Below are 20,536 nucleotides of genomic sequence, written 5' to 3'. Positions count from 1 at the left end.
CTCACCTCAGACAGTAGGACGGTCCCGATCCCGGGTCCCGGGACCTGCGTCCCTACAAGGGGGACCTCACTCCGTTTGCGCCAAATTTGGCCTAGTGTCTGGGTCTCGGAGCCGGCGTGAGCCCACGACAAACCTGTCTTTACAACGGCTCGATGAGCATTCCATTGACCAGCCCTTCCAGAGCGGCCGCCATGTCAATGCCCTGCGGATCCAGCAACCATTGGACCTGCAATCCGTCCATCACCGCTATCACCTGGGCGGCAGCGATTCCGGGCACCACCCCTGGCCGTAGCGCCCCTTCGCGGCCGAGATCCGTGAGGCTCCTCGTCACCGTGGCCCTCAGTGTCGCGTAGCGCTCGACGAAGTAGTCGTGCGCCGGGTGGTCTGGGGCCGTCGCCTCGACGGATAGGTTCGCGAACAACTCGACCAGGCCTCGCTTGCCTGCGTTGTTCTTCGCGCTCGTGATCAGGTGGCGGAGCACCGCCCGCGCGTCGAGCCGATTGAAACCAAGCTCGCGAACCTCGCCGTCGACGCAGTCCACGTCGTCGCGCCGCTGCAGCGCGGCCATGAGCAGGGCCGCCTTCGACGGAAAGTGGTACAGCAGTCCCGGGTGCGTCATCCCGCATCGGGCCGCGATGTCGCGCACGGAGGTGGCCCGATACCCATGCTCCGCGAACATCTCGAGCGCGGTGTCGAGCACCAGGACCCGCGTAGCGTCGCCTCGAAGCGATCTTCCGTCACTAGTCACCTGGACCTCCTTGCCATCTTTTCTACCACATGGTAGAAAAGCGGGAGTGGCGCTAGCTTGCGTTGCCCTCGAAAGGACTCCCGTGAACACCCCGTTGTACCTCGACCCCTCCGCCGCAACAGCCACCCGAGTCGCCGACCTCGTGAGCCGCATGACCCTGCCCGAGAAGGTGGGGCAGATGATGCAGCTCCCAGGAAATGACGGAGTCGAGGCGCCCATCCGCGAATTCCACGTGGGCTCGATGTTGCACATGTCGCCCGAGAACCTCGTCGCGGCTGGGGCACTCGCGGACCAGACGAGACTTCGCATTCCGATCCTGATCGGAGAGGACTGCATTCACGGGCACTCGTTCTTCGAGGGCGCCACCATCTTCCCCACCCAATTGGGCATGGCAGCGAGCTTCGACCCCGACCTCCTTGAACGCGTCGGCCGCGCCACCGCAATCGAGGTCGCAACCACCGGAATCCATTGGACCTTCTCCCCCGTGCTGTGCATCACCCGCGACCTGCGCTGGGGCCGAGTGAGCGAGACCTTCGGCGAGGACCCCCACCTCATCGGCGAGCTCGCTGCCGCCATGATTCGCGGTTATCAAGGCGACGGACTGGGGGACCCGACGGCGATTCTGGCCACCGCCAAGCACTTCGCCGGGTACTCCGAGACGCAGGGCGGCCGCGACGCCTCCGAGGCCGACATCTCGCGTCGCAAACTGAAATCGTGGTTCCTGCCGCCGTTTGAGAGGGCCGCGCGCGAGGGCTGCGCCACGTTCATGCTTGGTTACCAGGCCATCGACGGCGTGCCGATCACCGTCAACAAGTGGCTGCTCGGCGACGTGCTCCGCGGCGAGTGGGGCTACCAGGGCATGCTCATCACGGACTGGGACAACGTGGGCAACCTGGTGCGCGAACAGCGCCTGTTCCCCGACTACGCCCACGCCGCGGCGGCTGCCGTCAAGGCCGGCAATGACATGATCATGATGACGCCCAAGTTCTTCGACGGTGCCCAGCAGGCCGTCGCTCAGGGTCTCCTGGACGAGCGGCTCATCGATCAGGCCGTGGGACGCATCCTCACCCTCAAGTTCGACCTGGGCCTGTTCGAGAATCCCCGCCTCCCCAACCCCGAGCACCAACGCGCCGTGATCGCGCAGCCCGCCGCAACGGCTCTCAACCTCGAGGCCGCGCGCCGCTCGCTCGTGCTGCTGCGCAACGACGGACTCCTCCCCCTCGACACCACGGTGCGGAAGATCGCGGTGGTAGGCCCCAACTCCGACGACCCCGACACCCAGCTTGGCGACTGGGCTGGCAACTCGGGCCAGGCGCATTGGGTGCAGACCGGTCACCCTCGCGACGCGATCGTCACGGTGCTCGACGGCCTGCGAGCGCTCGCCCCACAAGGATGCGAGGTCGCGTACGCGAAGGGTGCCGAGATCATCACCACCGGCCCGGACCCCAAGGGAGACTTCTTCCCCGACGGGCAACCGCGACCCGATATCGCGATGCCGGTCGCCCCCGATCCGGCCATGATTGCCGAGGCGGTCGAGGCCGCGCGCAATGCCGATGCCGTGGTCGCCGTCCTGGGAGACCGCATCGAGCTCGTGGGCGAGGGTCGTTCCACCGCAACACTCGAGCTTCTGGGTGGGCAGGTGGCGCTCCTCGACGCGCTCGTCGAGACGGGCACCCCCGTCGTCCTCGTGGTGCTCGCGTCCAAGCCGCACGTTTTGCCGCCGTCTGCGGGCCGCGCCGCGGCCGTCATCTGGGCCGCCAACCCCGGACTGCTGGGCGGCCAGGCCGTCGCGGAACTCCTCTTCGGCGAGATCGAGCCAAGTGGGCGACTGCCGATTTCGTGGCCGCTACACGTAGGCCAACAGCCCACGTATTACAACCAGATCGACGCCCAACACGGCCACCGCTATGCGGATCTCACGCAGGAGCCCGCATGGGTGTTCGGCGATGGCCTTGGCTACTCCACGGTGGAGTACCGCGACCTGGAGGTTCTGACCCCAACCCTGACCGCGAGCGAGATCGTCCGCGCGCGAGTAACCGTGGCCAACACGGGCGCCCGCGACGCGATCGAGACCGTCCAGGTCTATGTTCGAGACGTGAATACGTCGGCCACCTGGGCGGATCGTGAGCTGAAGTCCTTTGCACGCGTCACGGTTGGGCCCGGCGAGTCCGCCACGGTCGAGCTTGAGATTCCGACCGCCGGTTGCTCGATCGTGACCGCGGAGGGCGAACGAGTCGTCGAGCCAGGCGCCTTCGAGCTGCTTGTGGGCCCGTCTTCGCGGCTCACCGACCTCCTGGCGGCACCCTTCGAGGTGGCCCCCTCGTGACCGTGGCGGAACGCGTCATCGATACGCCTCGCCTACGCAGGGCGCGCATCGGTGTCAGCCTGCTGTTCCTCACCAACGGAGCCATGTGGGCCAACGTGGTTCCCCGCCTGCCCGGCATCAAGGACAGGCTCGATCTCAGCTACACGGGCTTCGGCGTCGCGGTGGCATTCGCGTCAATCGGCTCGATCGGACTGGGGCTCGTCGCGGGGAAGATGGTACGACGCTTCGGATCCGCTCGCGTCGCGGCCATCGCACTGGCGCTCCAGTCGCTCGCGGTGTGGGGAGCGGGCATCTCGCCTACCGTGTTTCTCTTCTCGGCCTTTCTGTTCCTCAATGGCGCCCTCGACGCGAACACCGACGTCGCGCAGAATGCCCAAGGCCTGGCGATCCAACGCCGCATGGGCAAGTCGATCATCAACAGCCTTCACGCGATGTGGTCGCTCGGCGCCGCCGCGGGTGGCCTCATCGGCGCAGGTGCCGTCGCGCTGCATCTCAGCATCGGGGTGCACCTGGGGGTCACGTCCGCGCTCTTCGTCGCGATCGCGGCAGTCGCCTATCGCCTGACGCTCGGTCCGGACAGCGGCATCGACCGCCAGGACGAGCCCGCGCACGCGGACGCACCCAAGCGGCGCATGCGCGTGCCCCGTGCCGCTCTTATCACGGTGGTCATGCTCGGCCTGGTGGCTATCGCTGGCGCGCTCGTCGAGGACGCCGGGTTCACGTGGTCAGCGAACTACATGAAGGATGACCTCCACGCGGCCGCAGACATCGCGGGCTTCGCGTTCGTTGGGCTCATGCTGCTTCACTTCCTGGGGCGCATCGTCGGGGACAAGTACGTCGACCGCTACGGTGAGCGCGCCGTCGCCCGTGTCGGAGGCACGATCACCGCGGTGGGCATGGGCGTCGCGCTCGCATGGCCCACCATTCCCGGAACGATCGTCGGTTTCTCGCTGGCAGGGCTGGGCGTCGCGACCACGGTCCCGGCTGCCTTTGCGGCCGCAGACGGAATTCCGGGACTTAGGGCTGGCACTGGACTCACGATGGTGAGTTGGATGCTGCGCATCTCGTTCTTGGCGAGCCCGCCCATAGTCGGCGCGGTCGCGGATGCGACGAGCCTGCGCACCGGACTGCTTGTGGTTCCCATCGCGGGCATCGCCGTGTTCCTGCTGGCGGGGGCGCTCACCGGCAGGCAGCCGCACGACGACGCTCCCGTGGCGGTCATTACACCCACGCACTAGCCGTTCGCTCGACCCGGGGGCCCGCAGGCTTCCTCACCCGCTGCCCCCGGTAGCCGTGCCCCCGACTTATGGCCCCCTGTCCCCCTCTCGTCGGGCAGGATGGGTGCAATGGAGACCGTCGTCAAGGAACGCGCAGATGCCCCGCCGGGGTTCTATGAGGCGGAGGCCGCGGGTATTGGCTGGCTCGCCGAGGCTGGCGGGGCTGCGGTTGCGCGGGTCGTCGCCGTCTCCCCCTGCCGCATCGAGATCGAGCGGGTTGCTCAAGGCCGGGCGACGACCGACGCCGCCCACGACTTCGGACGCGATCTCGCGCGCACTCACGCGGCGGGGGCCGCCACCTTCGGGGCATCCCCCGAGGGCTGGCACGGACCCCTCTTCATCGGCCGCCGCGAGATGCCGCGCAACGAATCGACGGCCTGGGGCGAGTTCTACGTCACGGGCAGGGTACTTCCCTTTGCCGAGTCGGCCGTCTCGGCGGGGAACCTCACCCGGGCGGAACTGGCCGTGGTGCGCGAGGCGTGCGACACGGTGGCATCGGGCCGCTTCGACGACGACGCCCCGCCGTCCCGCATCCATGGCGACCTGTGGGGCGGCAACATCCTGTTTGGCCCGCGGGGCGTTGTCATGATTGACCCCGCCGCTCATGGCGGACACGCGGAGACCGACCTCGCTATGCTCTCGCTGTTCGGCGCTCAGCACCTCACGCACATCATCGACGGTTACCAGTCAGTTGCCCCGCTACGTACCGGGTGGATGGATCGCGTCCCCGTCCACCAACTCCATCCGCTCGCGGTCCATGCCGCCGGACATGGGCGCTCTTACGGCGTCGCTCTGGTGCGCGCCGCGCGTGCGACCCTCTCCCTGGCGAGCTGAGCCTCAACCGCCGAGCGCGCCCCTAGACCACTCCCGCTTTTAGAGCTCCGTGCCCGGCTCGAGGAACTCGACGGGCACGGAGGGGCTTGACCCATTGCCGAGGACATGGGCGGCCAACGCGAGGCCGATCGGCGACAGGATGACTTCGTGAATCGCCACGGCGCGCAGGGGCTTCACTGCGCTCACGAACTGGGCGGCCTCAGCCAACTTAATCCATGGCCCGCTCACCGGCACCAGGAGCGTCTCGACCTCGACATCGGGAGGGTCAAGGCTGTCGCCTGGGTGAAACACCCTGCCGCCCAACAGGAAGCCGACGTTGACGGCGCGGGGTATGGACGGAAGCACCTCGGCGTGAAGCCCTCCGTACACGCTCACCGACAGCCCGGCAACCTCCAGCACGTCCCCTGGCTTCACCGCGCGCACGCGCTCCCCGAATTCCTCGCGCAGGGACGCCACCACGTCCTCGGGCCCATAGAGCACCAAGCCGATGCGGGCGCGCATTGCGTCGGCCACGGCATCGGGGTCCAGGTGGTCCATATGGGAGTGCGTGACCAGCACGGCATCCGCGTTCGCGAGAAGATCACGCGCGTTCGGCGTGAAGGCGCCGGGATCGATGACGATGCGCCGCCCCTCGTGCTCCACGTCGATGCAGGCGTGGGCGTGCTTGGTCAGTCTCATGGTGGCCTCCCGTGGCTTGTCCCCTTCAACAACGTCCAAGGCGCCGCGACGATGCCAGGAAACGGAATGGAATAGTTTGGACCCCGCCACGTTATTACATGCATACGCATATAATCAACGGGGTCAACGGACCTCACAGCACCAAGGAGTTCCCCATGCAGTTCGGCATCATGTCCGTCAGCGACATCACTCGCGACCCCATCAGCGGCGTCACCCCCACCGAGGCGGAGCGCATCTCCAACATCGTCAAGATCGCCGTGAAGGCGGAGGAGGTTGGCCTCGACGCCTTCGCGATCGGCGAGCACCACAACCCGCCGTTCTTCTCGTCCTCGCCCACCACGTTGCTGGCGCACATCGCCGCCCTCACCGAGCGGCTCATCGTCACCACGTCGACCACGCTCATCACCACCAACGACCCGGTGCGCATCGCCGAGGAATACGCGATGCTGCAGCACCTGTCCAAGGGCCGCATGGACCTCATGCTTGGTCGCGGCAACACCGCGCCCGTGTACCCGTGGTTCGGCCAGGACATCAGGCAGGGTCTGCCGCTCGCACTCGAGAACTACAACCTGCTGCACCGCTTGTGGCGCGAGGACGTCGTGGATTGGGAGGGTAGCTTCCGCAGCCCCCTGCAGGGATTCACCTCGGCACCCCGCCCGCTCGACGACGTGCCGCCGTTCGTGTGGCACGGCTCGATCCGCACGCCCGAGATCGCCGAGCAGGCCGCGTTCTACGGCAACGGCTACTTCGCGAACAACATCTTCTGGCCCAAGGACCACTACAAGCGGCTCATCGATTTCTACCGCCAACGCTTCGAGCACCACGGCCACGGCACCGCGAAGCAGGCGATCGTCGGGCTGGGAGGGCAGGCCTTCATCGGCAGGACCTCTCAGGAGGCGAAGTCCAAGTTCAGGCCCTACTTCAACGAGGCACCCGTCTACGGCCACGGCCCGACGCTCGAGGAGTTCTCCGACCAGACGCCGCTCAGCGTCGGCTCGGTGCAGGAGGTCATCGACAAGACGCTGACCTTCCAGGAGACGTTTGGCGACTACCAGCGCCAGCTCTTCCTCATGGACCACGCGGGCATGCCCGTCGAGATGGTCCTGGACCAGTTGGAGCTGCTCGGCGGCGAGGTGGTGCCCGTGCTGCGTAAGGAGCTCGAGTCGCGCCGCGACCCCGAGGCCGCAAAGGCCCCGACGCACGCGAGCCTGGTCAAGGCCAAGTACGGTGACGAGGAGCCGCGCCAGCCGCGACCAAACGCCAACCGCGGCGACAACGTGACGGGTTCCTCGCCCTACCAAGACTCCGAGGCGGTGGCCGCGGCGTCGGCCCCGACGCAGTCATGACAACCTCTACGCGCGCCGAAACGCACGACGGACGCACCGCGCCCACCGCGACCACCACGACCACCGCGACCACCACGCCCCACGCATCGGCCGCCCCCATCAAGGAGGCGAACGAGGCGTGGGAATCCCTGCTGGGCGCATACTCGACCCTCATGAAACGCTTCGAGGCGGAGTCCATGTGGTGCGAGGTGTCGCTCCACGAGTACGACGTGCTCTACACGCTGTCCAAGTGCCCCGCACCGCAGCGCCTGGGAGAGCTTGGCCGTCACGTGTTGCTCAGCCAGCCGGGGCTGTCCCGATTGGTCGAGCGGCTCGTCGAACGCGGCTTGGTCGCCAAGGGCCCCGACCCCGCCGATGCACGGGCGGCGCTGCTATCGCTCACCGGCGAGGGCCGCGAGGTCCAGCGTCGGGTCGGCAGGGCGCACGCCCGTTCAGTCACGGACGCCATGTCGTCCCGCCTCACCCCCACCCAAATGTCCACGCTTGCGGGGCTCGCCTCGCTACTGGCCTCCACGAAAATGCCAGCCCCCACGGAAGGGCAACCCTCATGACCGCCCCACTCAGCCTCGTCGTCGTCAACGCCGGGGTGTCCGACCCGTCCTCCACCAAGCTGCTCGCCGACCGCGCGGCCTCCCGCGTGCGCGCTCTCGGCCAGGCTCGCGGCCGCGAGATCACCACCACGGTGATCGACCTGCGCGAGCTGCTCCCGGAGCTGCCCGCAGCCCTCGCTTCCCAACACTTCGGCGAGGGCTTCAAGAGGGCCATCGCCGCGCTCGTTGACGCCGACGGCATTATTGCCGCGGCTCCCGTCTACAAGGCCGGGGCATCGGGCCTCTTCACGTCGTTCTTCCAGGTGCTCGACAACGACCTGCTGATCGGCAAACCCGTAGTGTTGGCCGCAACCGCGGGCACCGCACGTCACGCGCTCGTGGTTGACGAGGAGATGCGCTCCCTGTTCGCGTACTTGCGCACGCTCACCGTGCCCACGAGCCTCTTCGCGGCCACGGAGGACTGGCAGGACAAGGCACTTACCGGCAGGATCGACAGGGCGGCACTTGAACTGATGCTGCTCATGGAATCCGGCTTCGCCAAGGCCGTGCGCGACGAGTCCTGGCAGAGCTACCAGCACGAATACGGTTCTGCAGGCGGAACGGAACTGGGGATCGACCTCGAATCCGACCTGATGAGGCTCGCCACTGGGAGATCCTCGAAGCCGAAGCCCTGACAACCGAAGGGATCACCATGACAGACAGCCCGAACACCTCCGTGGTTCGCAACGAGGACGCCGAACGCTACGAACTGATCCTGGACGGCGCACAGACTGGCGAGGCGGAGACCGACCACGCGGTGGCCGGCTTCGCCGCGTTCCATGAGTCCGAGACGCACATCGCCTTCACGCACACCGAGATTGACGACGCCTACCAGGGCCAGGGCCTCGGGTTGCGGCTGGCCGAGGCGGCCCTCGCCGATGCGGTCGCCCGCGACCTCACGATCATCCCGTTGTGCCCGTACATGGCCCGCTACTTGGAGCGCCACGAGATCGAGGGCGCACGCATCGAGTGGCCCAACAGGGCACCGCGGGCACCACAGGCGTGACGGGCGTGGCCGGCATCGGGCCCCGCGCCGCGGTGTTGCCCGCGCGCGAGGTTCCGCTTGGCGGGCTGCGTTCGATGAACGTCCAGCGGGCCCTGCCGCAGCGCGCCCTGCCCACCGTGGGCGCGTGGTGCTTCCTGGACCGCTTTGGCCCGCAACACACCACCATGCGCGTGGAGCCGCACCCCCACATGGGCCTGCAGACCGTCACGTGGCCGCTCCTTGGCGAGGTACGTCATCGAGACTCGCTGGGTTCCGACGTGCTCTTGCGCGCGGGCCAGTTCAACCTCATGACGGCCGGCGCGGGGATCTCCCACTCCGAGTACTCGCTGGGGGACGGCGCCGTCGAACTCGACGTGCTCCAGCTGTGGATCGCCTTGCCGGAGCACTCCAGGTGGGATGCGCGCGGCTTCGAGCGGCATGAGACGCTGCCGACGGTGACCCTTCCCGCGTCGGTGGGGAACGATGCCGAGGCGACGGTCATCATGGGAAGCCTCGCCGGGGTCGCCTCGCCCGCGACCATTCACTCGCCGCTGGTGGGTGCCCAGATTCGCATTGCTGCCGGTTCGCGAGTGCGCATCCCGCTCGACCCCGCGTGGGAATTCGCGCTGGTCCTCCTCGAGGGCGATCTCGAGGCGCTCGACATGGGCGTCTCGGATGCCGTGATCGCCGAGGAAGCCACCAGTACCGTGAGCGCCGACGGTTCGACCGTGCGGCCCGGTCGCAATGACCTCCTCTACCTCGGCACCGACAGGGACCACATCGAGCTCGCCTCCCACAGCGGCGCGCTGATGTTCCTCCTGGGCGGAGAGCCCTTCGAGGACGAACTGGTCATGTGGTGGAACTTCGTGGGCCGCAGCCACGAGGAGATCGTCCAGGCGCGCGACGAGTGGGAAGCCCGCTCGGCACGCTTTGGGACCGTCGACGGTCATGGCGACAAGCGCGTCCCCGCTCCCCCGATGCCGACAGTGCGCCTCACTCCGCGCTCAAGACGCATCTGACGCACCTGACGCATCTGACGCATCTGACGCTCAAAGCCAACAGACGCGCGAAGGGCCCGGCCGCTCGTGACGGGCGGCCGAGCCCTTTACTCGTGGTGGCTAACGCGTGAGGGCGAAGCCGCCGGTCCACGGCGTCTTCTCGCCCACCGCGAGGGTGAGCTGAAGGAAGCCGAGTGCCTCGAGTTCACGCGCACGCTTGAGCGCACCGGTGTCGATGGCCGCGATTCCCCCGCCGATCACGAGGTCGATCACTGCCTGCTTGGCGTCGGCATCGTCTCCGGCAACGAGCACGGTGGTCTCCACCGACCCGACATTGCCGGTGGCGAGCGTCGCGGCGAACGTCGTGTTGAAGGCCTTCACGACCTTGGCGCCCGGAAGCGCCGCAGCGAGCACGGCAGCGGCCGACGAGTCGGCGGGCGTCACGAGCGAGTCGAAGGTGGAGAAGTCGAGGGGGTTCGTGATGTCGACGACAATCGCTCCGTCGAGGGCGTCCGCGTACGTGGCGATGATCGAGTCCACGGCCGGATACGGCACGGCGAGAATCACGATGTCACCCGTGAGGGTGTCGCCGTAGGCCGCCGACGTAGCGCCCGTTACCGCCGCGAGTTCCGCAACCTTGGCGGCGTCGCGCGCAACGATCTGCACGTCGGCACCCGACTTTCTCGCGATGCCCGCGATGGCGCCCGCCATGTTCCCTGCACCAATGATGGTCACGCTGCTCATGTTCAGTCCTCTTCGTCAGTTGTTGCGACAACTATTTGTCCAACTGGTTGTACCAACAACCATGTGCGACGATCATTCCCATGACGTATCAAGTTCCTCGCATGTCTCTCGCCGAATCCGACGCGTGGCTCGGCCTCATGCGCGTGTGCGAGCTCCTGCCCGCAGCGCTGGACGCGCAGTTGCAGGCGAACGCCCAGATCACGCACTTCGAGTTCCTGGTCCTCACGTCCCTGCAACTCGCACCCGAGAAGACCCTGCGAATGACGGAGGTGGCTCACACCACCAACGCGACCCTCCCGCGCCTCTCGCACGTCGCCACGCGCCTGTCTGCCAGGGGATACGTTGAACGCACGCCATGCCCAGCGGACAAGAGGGCTACCAACCTGCGGCTCACTTCGGCGGGCCGCTCCGCGCTGATGCGAGCGGTCCCGCGGCACATCGCCCAGGCACGCGAGCTCGTGATCGACGCGCTCAGCCCCGAACAACTCGAGCAACTTGCGGCGATCACCGCCGCGATCGATGCCCGGCTTACCACCGAACTTGGCCCGCGACTCGGCCTCATGGCGAACCCGGCCGACACCGCACCCGCGAATGACCGTTAACGTGGAGGCATGAGCCTCCTCTCCGGTACCCAGGTCCACCTCACACGCGGCGCCCAAAGCGCCACCCTCGCCACCGTCGGCGCTTCGCTGCGCGAGTACACGGTGGGCGGCAGCGACGTCGTCGTCCCGTACGGTGCCGATGAGGTTGCGCCCGCGTTCCACGGCAAGGTGCTCGCGCCGTGGCCCAATCGACTGGCCGACGGTCGTTACAGCTTCGACGGACTCGACTACCACCTGCCCCTCACCGAACCCGCGCGCTCCACGGCGTTGCACGGGCTTGCGGCAGACGACGACTGGGCCGTCGCCGAGCAGTCCGCAGACGCGGCGACGCTCGTGCTGGACCTGCCCGCGCGCCCCGGGTATCCGTTCTCGCTGCGCGTGAGCGTGACGTACGCGCTCAGCGACGAGGGCCTGACGATCTCCACCACCGCGCTCAACACCGGCACCACGGCCCTGCCCTACGGCGTCGGCTACCACCCGTGGATTTCGCCCGGCGCCGGCCCGGATGGGGCGGGCTCGCTCGACGACTGCACCCTGCAGTTGGGCGCCGAGAGCCTCGTGACGGTCGACGACCGCCTACTGCCCACCGGCACCACCCCGGTTTCCGGCGACATGGATTACCGCGAGCCGCGCTCGCTCGCAGGATCGGACCTTGACGACGCCTTCGTGAACCCGATCAGGGAGGCGGCGGGGCTCTCGTGGGCGCGACTCAAGAGAGGCGACGGCTCCACCGTGGCCATCTGGATGGACGGCGCCGCGAAGGCGTGGCAGGTCTGCACCGGGAACCACGTGGGCTCGGCCTCCGAGCAGCGTTCCGGTGTTGCCATCGAGCCGATGTCCTGCATCGCCGATGCCTTCCGCACCGGGGACGACCTGGTCACCCTGACGCCAGGCGAGTCGCACACTCTCGTTTGGGGAATCGCGCTCGTCTAGCCGACCCGCGGGGCACAGGCACGGGCACAGGCACAGGCACGGGAACGGGCACGGGCACGGGATGATTGCCGGCCCCGTCTCGGCCTTGCCTCCTTGGCGCACGCGTCACCCCACGTCCCGTCACTCGCGCCGCACAGTAGGTTGACAGTCTATCTAGAATGCCTCATCATCTAGTTGTGGACGAGGAATGGCCGAGCGATTGGCTCCGCACGACGCTGGAGACTATGGTGCTCGCCATCGTGTCGGAGCGCGAGACCTACGGCTACGCGGTCGCGTCTCGCCTCGCCGACGAAGGCATGGGCACCATCAAGGGCGGAACCCTGTACCCGATCCTCAACCGCCTGGAGCGCGAGGGCGCCCTGGGCTCGCAGTGGCGTCTGGGCGAGAGCGGGCCGGGCAGGAAGTACTACACCGCCACCGCCGTCGGCCGGAAACGGCTCGATCGACGTCGCGCGCAATGGCAAGCGTTCACACAACGAGCCTCATCCCTCTTGGGAACCGAACGGAGCACACCATGACTGCCGTCGAGACATACACGAAGGAACTGATCTACGAGCTCAGGCTCCGCGACATTCCTGGAGACGTGATCGGCGACGCGGTGGCTCAGGTGGAAAGCCACATTGCCGATACGGGCGAGGACCCCGCAGACGCCTTCGGCTCGCCACCCGACTACGCGGCGACGTTCGGCGAACCCAAGCCCCTCGCACACCTGTGGCCGCGCCTGGTGGCCGGCTGGCTCACCGGTTTCGCCCTGTCAGGCGTGATCATCGACGGAGTCTTCGCTCTGATTCGCGGCGACAGGACCGCATGGGGCATCGACCCCGTCGTTGCGATCGTCGCTGGTTCCCTAGGCCTGGTCACCTTCTTTGCTGCGATCACCTTCCTCTGGGGCGATCGCATCAAAGATCCAAGGAAGACGCTCTAGCTCGACGACGCGGCACGTGGCTCTTGGACGGAAGCCAGCCCCACAGTCGGCGCGACGTCGGCTCAGCCGCGGGGGCCCCACGCGGCCCACGGTTTCGCGCCCCTGGACTTGATGCGCCTCAGCGCCGCGCGCTGCCCCGCCCGATCGTTGCCACTCGGCAGTCCCCCGCCGGAACGCGACCCGCCATCCATCGTGAGTGAGAAGGCAAATCCACGCTTCCCCGGCACCGGAACGCCCGCCACGAGATTGGTCCAGCGCCGGACGGACTCGACCAACCCTCCCGCGACGATGCCGAACACGACCTCCTCGAGATCGCGCGCCTGCGCCTCAACCGACTCGTCGCACGCGTCGCACCCGCACGGAGGAAAGACGGCGCTGAAGTGCTCACCCGCCGCGACAAGCACACTGGGGTAGCCCGTGAAGACAAAGGAGACGGCTGCCGCATCGGCCAACCGCGGGGCCACACGAACGGCCGCCACGGCGTCTTCGCGCGGATAGTTCACGGCGGCCGCGATTGCGAGGTCTTCCGTGACCGTGACGTCGTATGCCCGCTCGAGGTACGCGATGAGCCCGCGGGCAACGTCGGCGATCGGCGCGAAGCGCTCTGGATGAGCGCTGACGGAGTAGGCGTCGCCGGGCGCGGGCTCCATGCCCCACCGCTCCCCGTACGGGATCACCCGGCCGTTCGCATCGCGATACTCGCGTGCGGGGACGGCGTGCGGCCGATAGGACTCCATGAGTCACCAGCCTAAGGAATGGGCGCCGCGAGGTCACGCCCACGCGGCGCTATCGCCTCGCCCGCGCCGCGTGGCAGACTTCGAACGTGAACACCGACGTTCCCACCTTTACCAGCGCCCTCGCTGAGCCCACCCGCAGCCCTGGCCGCCGGTGGATCGCCGCGATGTGCCTGCTCAACGCGGGCATCATGCTCGCGCTCTATGCGCCGATCCAGGTGCTCCTCGCCCAGCAGTCCGAGTCGATACTGCCAGGCAGCAAGGAGACGCTGCTCGCGTGGACCATGGCGCTCGGCGCCCTGAGCGCGACGATATTCAACCCGGTGTGGGGCACGCTTTCTGACCGCACCACCTCCCGGCGCGGGCGCAGGTGGCCGTGGGTGGCGGGCGGCGCCGTCGTCTCCGTCGCCGCGCTCCTGTATCTGTCGACCGCGTCCTCGGTGGCGGGGCTCATCGTCGGCTGGGTGCTCGCCCAGGCCGCCGTGAACGCGATGTTCTCGCCCATCGTCGCGGCCATCCCTGACCTCGTGCCCCGAGCCGAGCGCGGCGTGACCGGAGGGCTCATCGCGGTGTCGCAGACGGCGGGCATCGCTCTCGCGTCCGGGATCCCGTACCTCACCGGATCCATCAAGGGCGGCTACGCGCTCGCCGCGGTGCTGCTGGTGGTGCTCGCGATCCCCTACCTGCTGCATTCGCGCGACGTTCCGCTACGCCCCGGGGAGCTCGAGGCCGCACGGGCATCACGCGTGCCCAAGGGCGACCGCACCGCCGAACACACCGCCAAGGATGCCGCCGTGCGCCGCGACTTCTGGTGGGCGTTCGTCACGCGATTCCTCATGTGGTTCGGCAATTCGCTCATGCTGCTGTTCCTCTTCTACTACCTGCAGGATCAACTCGCGCTCGGTAGGGACAAGGCCGTGGCGGGCATGTTCATGCTCACCGCCACGTACGCCCTCATCGCCGCCGTCACGGCGGTCATCGGCGGCCGATGGTCGGACAGGGTGGGCAAGCGCAAGCCTTTTGTCATGGGATCGGGCCTGGTCACGTCGCTCGCCTTCGGCGTGCTGGTCGTCACCAATTCGTTCGCGATGACGCTGGTGGCGGCCATCGTGCTCGGCATCGGCTTCGGCACGTATCAGTCGGTCGACTTCGCCCTCATCACCCAGGTGCTGCCAGGGGCCGACGGCCGTGGCAGGGACATGGGCATCCTCAACGTGGCGGCGGGACTGCCGCAGTTTGTCGCGCCGATGGTGTCGATAGCCCTCATCGCCGGCTACGGCGTCAACTACCAGCTCATCTTTGGGCTGGGCGGGGTCGTGTCGATTGTCGGCTCGGTGCTCGTGCGCCAGATACGCGGGGTCGAGTAAGCCGCGGGGTCGAGTAAGACGCGTCGGCCAGCGGCGCACCCGAACTCGGGCCCGGCGTGCGCGTCACGGGATTTGCGGCGGACCCACGACCAATCCGTGCGCAATGCCTTCGCTAGGACCCTGGACGGTCATGAAAGTCACAGGCTCGTGGCCCGCGACCACCGCCCACCAGTGTGAGACATCTGAACTCTCTTTCGTGCCGCACCACGCTCCGCGAGTGTCTCCCGGCACGCCAGGGAACGCATCGGCGAGCGGGACCTTAGCCACCGGTCCGCCATATTGATACGCCCGGAACTCGTCGACGGTTGCCGGTGCCCAGTCAAGTGTGACTGCGGTGCCAAAACTACCTTCGCAGATTTGCCTCGCAGACTGGGACGCTGCCTCCAGCGCCGAGTTGGCGGTTGCTGTCGGGATGTTAGTTGAGGCCGAATCGGCTACTCGTGCCGAGGGGCTAGCTGACGGGCCACCCAAGGTCGTCCCGACTTGTGAAACCGTGCCAGCGCACCCCGCCAACACGGCGAGTGCGACCGCGGTGCCGGTTACGGTTGCGACCAAGGCGATCGCCATTCGTCTGCTACCCATGTCCCCTGCCGTGGATCGGAAACCCTTCACCAGCATTCCACGTGCACGGAATTCTCACGCGAAACCTGATTGTGGTCGAGTCACGGCCGCCACCAGTCGACGCCGGCCGATCAGGCCAGTTGCACGACCGCGGCCGCGTGCGCGGGCAGGGTCACGACGCCGTCGGCGAGAGTGACCCCCGCCGCGGTACCGACCAGCAACTCTCCCCCGCCGACCGATGCGGCCCCAAATGTCGCGTCGGCGTTGCCGAGGTTGAGCACGACCAGTACTGCGTCGCCCGACGCCCCCTCGCGCTGGTCGTCACGCCGCTCGTAGGCAATGAGTTCGCCGGGCGCGTCGAGCAGCGTGAGCGATCCGGCCCGAAGCGCCGGCCGCGCGCGGCGCAGGTGCAGCAGCGTGCGATACAGGGCGAGCATCGAATCCGCGTCTTGCGCTTGTGCGGCGACGTTGCGTTCGCCCGCATCGCCATTCAGCGGAAGCCAGGGCGTGGCATCGGGCGCACTGAAGCCGGCATTCACCGAACCGTCCCACTGCATGGGGGTGCGCACCTCGTCGCGGTTGATGCGCTCGCCCAGGCGCTTCGAAATCCACTCCGGCATCCAGGGCAGGAACGTGCGCCCCAGCGGGTCCAGCGCGCCCTTGAGCGGCAGGTACGTGTTCCTCATGCCGATCTCTTGTCCCTGGTAGATCGTGGGAACACCGCGCAGCGTGAGCAGCATCGTCGCCAAGAGGCGGGCCTTGCGTTCGTCGCCGCCGACCCTGTCGACTGTCCGGCTGCGGTCGTGATTCTCGAGCACGTAGGCGGCCAGCATCGGTGCGGCGAAGTGCTCTTCGTACGATGCGATGAGTTCGCGAAAGTACCGCGCCGAATACTTGTACTCCAGGAAGTCGAAGGCGAACGTGAGGGTGAGCCCGTCGTCGTCGCCCAGGTACGCGCGGACCTCGTCGGGAGAGCCGAACACCTCGCCCACCAGCACGCGCTCCGCACCAACGGCGCCGCCCTCACCAGCGGCTCCTTCCGCGCCGTTGCCCGCCCCCTCGAACTCCCGGCACACGGCCCGCAACTCCTTGGCAAGCGCGACGTTATCGGGAGTGTTCTCGGTGAAGTCGCGGCGCCACAGCCGCACGATGTCTCCCCCGCCAAAGCTGGGGCGGAACGGGTTGGACCGGAAAGAGGGGTCCTTCATGATCCAGCCGAACACGTCAAGCCGGAAGCCGTCGACGCCGGCGGCGAGCCAATAGCGCGCGGCGTCGAACATCGCGGCCTTGACGTCGGGGTTGCGCCAGTTGAGGTCGGGCTGAAAGGGCAGGAACGATGCGAGGTAGTACTGGCCGCGCTCCTCGCACCACTGCCACGCGGTGGTGAGGTCGAGAGTCGCGCGCCAATTGTTTGGCGGGCGGCGGCGGCCGGTGAGCCACGTCAGGGGACCGCGGCGGCCGTCGCGCCACAGGTACCAGTCGGCCTTGAGGTTGTCTCGGCTCGCGCGGGACTCGACGAACCACGGGTGCTCGTCCGACGTGTGATTGAGCACCAGGTCGAAGATCACCTTGAGCCCGCGCGCGTGGGCCTCGTCGATCAACTCACGCACCGTCGCGTCGTCGCCATACTCGGTCGCTAGACGCACGTAGTCCGTGATGTCATAGCCGAAGTCGCGCTGGGGGCTGGAGAAAATGGGGCTCAGCCACAGCGCGCCGACGCCCAGGTCCACCAAGTAATCGAGGCGGTCAATCACCCCGCGCAGATCGCCGATGCCGTCGCCGTCCGAGTCCTGGAAAGAGCGCGGATACACCTGGTAGATCGTGGTCTGCTGCCACCAGCGCTGGTCGGTCACCTCTCCATTATGGCTCCCAACACTCCGCCGTGACGGCCCCCTACACGGTCACTCGCACCGCATCGGGATCACCCCATTGCCGCGAGACGCTGAGCTCGACGGGACCGTCGGGCGCGATCACGGCGCGGCGGCGTGCGTCCCATCTGCCCACGTACTCGAGCCGAGCCACCACATCGGCCGTGGTGCGATGCCCTGCAGCCACGGGGATGGAGGCGAAGCCCACCAGGAACGTCAGCCCGTCATCGCGTCGGGCGTACAACTGGACCACGTGTCGCGTGTCAAGCGCCGAGTCGTTCGCCACCGTCACGGTGACGGTGGCGGTGTCTCCCTCTCGTGCCGCGCTGGCCGACAACACGCTCGTCCTCCCGTACGACAACCCGAAGCCGAAGGGGAACCGCGCTGTCACACCCATGTGGTCGAGGCGGCGCTGACCGAAGGAGCCGTCGTACGTCACCTCGGTGGCGTCGATGTCGAAGTCTGGAAGGTGAGACTCGTCGGTGGGGACGGCGAAGGGCAGGCGCCCGGTGGCGTCGCGGACGCCGGTGAGGACGTCGGCCAAGGCGTGCCCGCCCTCCATGCCCGGGTACCAGAGGAACAGCGCGGCGGGCACCGACTCGATCCATTCGTCGACAATCACGGTGCCACCAGCGACGATCGCCACGACGGTGCGCGGATTGGCCGCGGCCACCGCGCGAATGAGTTCCACGTCGTCCGGTCGCAAACGCACGGACACACGGTCTCCCCCGGCGTCCTGCCCGCCCACCAAGTTGTCGCCTTGCGTCTGGGCGCGCATTCCCTCGGCGACCGCCCGCTCGGCATCGTTCGCCGGCTCGGGGTACAGCGCCACCAGCGCGGGACGCAAGAAGATGTCGCCGCCGACGAACTCGCCCTCGTCCGCCGCCGTGTAGCCCACGACGACCACGGCCACATCGCACTCGGTCGCGAGCGCAACGGAGCTTGCCACGTCTCCGCTCGCGTCCACGCGGGCACCAGGGATCGCCGCGGTCAGCCCTTGAGCCGCCGTCACCACACTGGGTGCCCGCACGGCCGACGAGCCGTGGTCACCCGTGTTGGGAAGATCGGCCAGGCGACCAAGGACGGCCACGGTGGCGCCGGCCGCGAGCGGAAGCATGGGGGCTTCGTCGACGTCTTCGTTACGTACCAGCACGATGCCGCGGGTCGCGACCTCACGGGCCAGGGCGCGGTGGGCCTCGCTCGCGACCATATCCATGGAGGGCTCGGCGACGGATCGCCGCGCATACAGGTCGATCTGGCGCCCGAGAATTCGCAGTCCCGCGCGTTCAACGTCGGCGGCGTCGGCCACTCCCGCCGCGAGGTCGTCGCGAAGGTCCCTGGCGCGGATCTGGGCGAAGGGCGCCTCGACGTCGAGGCCAGCCCTGAGCGACAGGCCTGCCTTGCGTGATCCCCACAGGAAGTCGCTCAGCACAAAGCCGTCAAAGCCCCAGTCGTCGCGCAGCACCTGCGTGAGTAGCCCTGGGTTTTGGCCTGCCCACTCGCCGTTGACCGAGTTGTAGGAGGACATCACCGAATCGGCGCCCCCTTGGACCACGCGCTTGAAGTGCGGCAGGAAGTACTCGTGAAGGTCGGCGTCGGAGATGCTCACGTCGACGCTGAAGCGGGCGTTCTCCATCGAGTTGAGCGCAAAGTGCTTGACGCACGGCATGACGTGCGGCCTGGTGCCGCGCGCTAGCGCCGCCCCCATCTCGCCCAGCAAGGCGGGCTCTTCGCCGTAGCTCTCCTGACTTCGGCCCCACGCGGGGTGGCGTGGCAGGTTGATGCAGACCCCGCCAAAGTAGTTGGCTCCCTGGGCACGGGCCTCGATCCCGATCACGTCGCCGATGCCCTGCTCAAGTTCGGGGTCAAAGGTCGCGGCGCGGGCGGTGGGCACGGGGAATGCGGTGGCGTGACCTACTACGACGCCGCGAGGCCCGTCTGCGAATTGGACGCCGGGGATGCCGAGGCGGTCGATGCGACCCATGGAATACGGGGTGAGGTTGTAGCCGGCAACCGTCATCCCGGCCATGCCGCCCCAGAAAGGCGTGTCGCCGTCCAGCAAGGCCAGGCGCTCGTCGTCCGTCAACTGCGCGAACAGGACGCCGGCCTCATGCCGCACGTCCCCTCCCGCGCGCACACTTTCTACCGCTGCCTCAAAGGCGCCGCCCGTTTCGGTTGCCATTCGTGTCACCCGCTTCTCGCTCGCGCCAATGCGCTATCTACTACCTTGTAGATAAGGTGAGCGTACCTCCAACCGAAGGCGAGTGCCACGATGGTGACCATGGGCGCAGAAGGGACACGGCGCAGGCGACGCCTCACCCCCGAGCAGCGCCGCGCGGAGATCGTTGCGGAGGCCACCCGACTCGTCGCCGAGCGCGGATTTAACGGCATCTCGCTGCAGGACGTCGCCGATGCTTGCGGCATGTCCGTGCCCGGCCTCCTGCATTACGTGGGCACCAAGGATGGCCTGCTCGTGGCCGTGTTGGCGCATCGCGACGACGTGGACCTCGAGGTGACGGGGCTAGCGTCTCCCCCAGACCAGATCGTGTCTCCACGCGCCGTGCTGGACGCCCTGATGGAGCACAACGCGGGCCAGAGGGAGATCGTCCGGCTGTACACCGTGCTGAACGCGGAGTCGCTCAATCCCGACCATCCCGCACACGCGTACTTCACGCGCCGCTATGAGGAGTCTTTCGAGCGCCTGCGGGCGCTGCTGGGCCCGCACTACGCAGGCGCCGATGCCCTGGCGCACGATGTCATCGCGGCCATGGACGGGGCGCAGCTGCAGTGGCTGCGATTTCCCGAGCAGGTAGATCTGGTGGAGGCATGGACCCGGGCCGCCGATGCCCTCTTTGCCGCGGCCACGCCGAAGGGGCGTGACGTACTTCTCGCGGAGCGCTCCGGGCGACGCGCAGGACGCGCTGGAACGCCACCCACACCACTCCGCACCGCTGGAGTTCCGCGGCGATACGAGGTATGACAGATATATCCCCGGGGATACCTGGAGTTGGACACGAAAG

The 20,536-nt window shown here is 67.8% G+C and carries 20 protein-coding genes; 14 read left to right on the top strand and 6 right to left on the bottom strand.

Annotated features, from left to right (window positions below):
- Nucleotides 1-139: 139 nt before the first annotated feature.
- Nucleotides 140-748, bottom strand: coding sequence for a TetR/AcrR family transcriptional regulator (locus BKA03_RS05620; protein WP_062075272.1), 609 nt, complete (start codon nucleotides 746-748; stop codon nucleotides 140-142).
- A gap of 82 nt (nucleotides 749-830) precedes the next feature.
- On the opposite strand from BKA03_RS05620, the gene BKA03_RS05615 reads away from it, so the two are divergent.
- The 3 genes from BKA03_RS05615 to BKA03_RS05605 all read left to right on the top strand — a co-directional run bounded on the left by BKA03_RS05615 (nucleotide 831) and on the right by BKA03_RS05605 (nucleotide 5,185).
- A complete protein-coding gene (locus BKA03_RS05615) occupies nucleotides 831-3,074 on the top strand; it encodes a glycoside hydrolase family 3 N-terminal domain-containing protein (RefSeq protein WP_062075271.1) in 2,244 nt (747 codons plus the stop codon).
- On the top strand, nucleotides 3,071-4,312 hold the full coding sequence (locus BKA03_RS05610) for an MFS transporter (RefSeq protein ID WP_062075270.1): 1,242 nt from the start codon (nucleotides 3,071-3,073) through the stop codon (nucleotides 4,310-4,312). The genes BKA03_RS05615 and BKA03_RS05610 overlap by 4 nt, the downstream gene beginning before the upstream one ends.
- Before the next feature lie 108 nt (nucleotides 4,313-4,420).
- Nucleotides 4,421-5,185: a fructosamine kinase family protein gene (locus BKA03_RS05605; protein WP_062075269.1), complete on the top strand. Its 765-nt coding sequence runs from the start codon at nucleotides 4,421-4,423 to the stop codon at nucleotides 5,183-5,185.
- Nucleotides 5,186-5,224: 39 nt separating this feature from the next.
- Here the strand turns inward: BKA03_RS05605 and BKA03_RS05600 are convergent, their stop codons facing one another.
- A complete protein-coding gene (locus tag BKA03_RS05600) occupies nucleotides 5,225-5,863 on the bottom strand; it encodes an MBL fold metallo-hydrolase (RefSeq protein WP_062075268.1) in 639 nt (212 codons plus the stop codon).
- Between the two features lie 155 nt (nucleotides 5,864-6,018).
- Here BKA03_RS05600 and BKA03_RS05595 point away from each other — a divergent pair, with 155 nt between their 5' ends.
- From BKA03_RS05595 to BKA03_RS05575, 5 genes are read left to right on the top strand one after another with little or no spacing between them, the layout of a single operon-like run.
- Nucleotides 6,019-7,209 carry an LLM class flavin-dependent oxidoreductase gene (locus tag BKA03_RS05595; protein ID WP_062075267.1) on the top strand — a complete coding sequence of 397 codons (1,191 nt, stop codon included), beginning with the start codon at nucleotides 6,019-6,021 and terminating at the stop codon, nucleotides 7,207-7,209.
- Complete coding sequence (locus tag BKA03_RS05590) at nucleotides 7,206-7,760, top strand: MarR family winged helix-turn-helix transcriptional regulator (protein ID WP_083971652.1); 555 nt, start codon at nucleotides 7,206-7,208, stop codon at nucleotides 7,758-7,760. Before BKA03_RS05595 ends, BKA03_RS05590 begins: the two co-directional genes overlap by 4 nt.
- A complete protein-coding gene (locus BKA03_RS05585) occupies nucleotides 7,757-8,434 on the top strand; it encodes a CE1759 family FMN reductase (RefSeq protein ID WP_062075266.1) in 678 nt (225 codons plus the stop codon). Before BKA03_RS05590 ends, BKA03_RS05585 begins: the two co-directional genes overlap by 4 nt.
- 17 nt (nucleotides 8,435-8,451) lie before the next feature.
- Entirely contained in the window at nucleotides 8,452-8,805 is a 354-nt protein-coding gene (locus tag BKA03_RS05580; RefSeq protein WP_062075265.1) for a GNAT family N-acetyltransferase, read from the top strand.
- Complete coding sequence (locus BKA03_RS05575; RefSeq protein WP_062075264.1) at nucleotides 8,769-9,803, top strand: pirin family protein; 1,035 nt, start codon at nucleotides 8,769-8,771, stop codon at nucleotides 9,801-9,803. The genes BKA03_RS05580 and BKA03_RS05575 overlap by 37 nt, the downstream gene beginning before the upstream one ends.
- A gap of 99 nt (nucleotides 9,804-9,902) precedes the next feature.
- On the opposite strand, the gene BKA03_RS05570 is transcribed toward BKA03_RS05575, so the two are convergent.
- Nucleotides 9,903-10,526, bottom strand: a complete 624-nt coding sequence (locus BKA03_RS05570) for an NADPH-dependent F420 reductase (RefSeq protein WP_062075263.1) — start codon at nucleotides 10,524-10,526, stop codon at nucleotides 9,903-9,905.
- 80 nt (nucleotides 10,527-10,606) lie between these two features.
- On the opposite strand from BKA03_RS05570, the gene BKA03_RS05565 reads away from it, so the two are divergent.
- The 4 genes from BKA03_RS05565 (at nucleotide 10,607) to BKA03_RS05550 (ending at nucleotide 12,986) form a co-directional block, all read left to right on the top strand.
- On the top strand, nucleotides 10,607-11,128 hold the full coding sequence (locus BKA03_RS05565; protein ID WP_238579428.1) for a MarR family winged helix-turn-helix transcriptional regulator: 522 nt from the start codon (nucleotides 10,607-10,609) through the stop codon (nucleotides 11,126-11,128).
- A 9-nt stretch (nucleotides 11,129-11,137) separates the two neighbouring features.
- Entirely contained in the window at nucleotides 11,138-12,061 is a 924-nt protein-coding gene (locus tag BKA03_RS05560) for an aldose 1-epimerase family protein (RefSeq protein ID WP_062075262.1), read from the top strand.
- Between the two features lie 158 nt (nucleotides 12,062-12,219).
- On the top strand, nucleotides 12,220-12,579 hold the full coding sequence (locus BKA03_RS05555; protein ID WP_062075261.1) for a PadR family transcriptional regulator: 360 nt from the start codon (nucleotides 12,220-12,222) through the stop codon (nucleotides 12,577-12,579).
- Nucleotides 12,576-12,986: a hypothetical protein gene (locus BKA03_RS05550; protein WP_062075260.1), complete on the top strand. Its 411-nt coding sequence runs from the start codon at nucleotides 12,576-12,578 to the stop codon at nucleotides 12,984-12,986. The genes BKA03_RS05555 and BKA03_RS05550 overlap by 4 nt, the downstream gene beginning before the upstream one ends.
- Nucleotides 12,987-13,048: 62 nt before the next feature.
- On the opposite strand, the gene BKA03_RS05545 is transcribed toward BKA03_RS05550, so the two are convergent.
- Entirely contained in the window at nucleotides 13,049-13,723 is a 675-nt protein-coding gene (locus BKA03_RS05545) for a DUF6226 family protein (protein ID WP_062075259.1), read from the bottom strand.
- An 86-nt stretch (nucleotides 13,724-13,809) separates the two neighbouring features.
- Between BKA03_RS05545 and BKA03_RS05540 the strand changes: the two genes are divergently transcribed.
- Complete coding sequence (locus tag BKA03_RS05540) at nucleotides 13,810-15,087, top strand: MFS transporter (RefSeq protein WP_152649558.1); 1,278 nt, start codon at nucleotides 13,810-13,812, stop codon at nucleotides 15,085-15,087.
- A 692-nt stretch (nucleotides 15,088-15,779) separates the two neighbouring features.
- On the opposite strand, the gene BKA03_RS05535 is transcribed toward BKA03_RS05540, so the two are convergent.
- Both BKA03_RS05535 and BKA03_RS05530 read right to left on the bottom strand, forming a co-directional pair.
- Complete coding sequence (locus tag BKA03_RS05535) at nucleotides 15,780-17,501, bottom strand: alpha-glucosidase (RefSeq protein ID WP_062075257.1); 1,722 nt, start codon at nucleotides 17,499-17,501, stop codon at nucleotides 15,780-15,782.
- Nucleotides 17,502-17,541: 40 nt separating this feature from the next.
- Nucleotides 17,542-19,698, bottom strand: coding sequence for a glycoside hydrolase family 3 protein (locus tag BKA03_RS05530; RefSeq protein WP_083971649.1), 2,157 nt, complete (start codon nucleotides 19,696-19,698; stop codon nucleotides 17,542-17,544).
- Between the two features lie 99 nt (nucleotides 19,699-19,797).
- Here BKA03_RS05530 and BKA03_RS05525 point away from each other — a divergent pair, with 99 nt between their 5' ends.
- The gene (locus tag BKA03_RS05525; RefSeq protein WP_083971688.1) at nucleotides 19,798-20,496 is read left to right on the top strand and encodes a TetR/AcrR family transcriptional regulator; all 699 of its coding nucleotides are present in this window, start codon (nucleotides 19,798-19,800) and stop codon (nucleotides 20,494-20,496) included.
- The last annotated feature ends 40 nt before the right edge of the window (nucleotides 20,497-20,536 follow it).

Origin of the sequence: Demequina lutea (genome assembly GCF_013409005.1) — a bacterium.
Lineage (GTDB): Bacteria > Actinomycetota > Actinomycetes > Actinomycetales > Demequinaceae > Demequina > Demequina lutea.
Note: the sequence above shows the minus strand (reverse complement) of the source record. Positions and strands in the feature narration are given on the sequence as shown.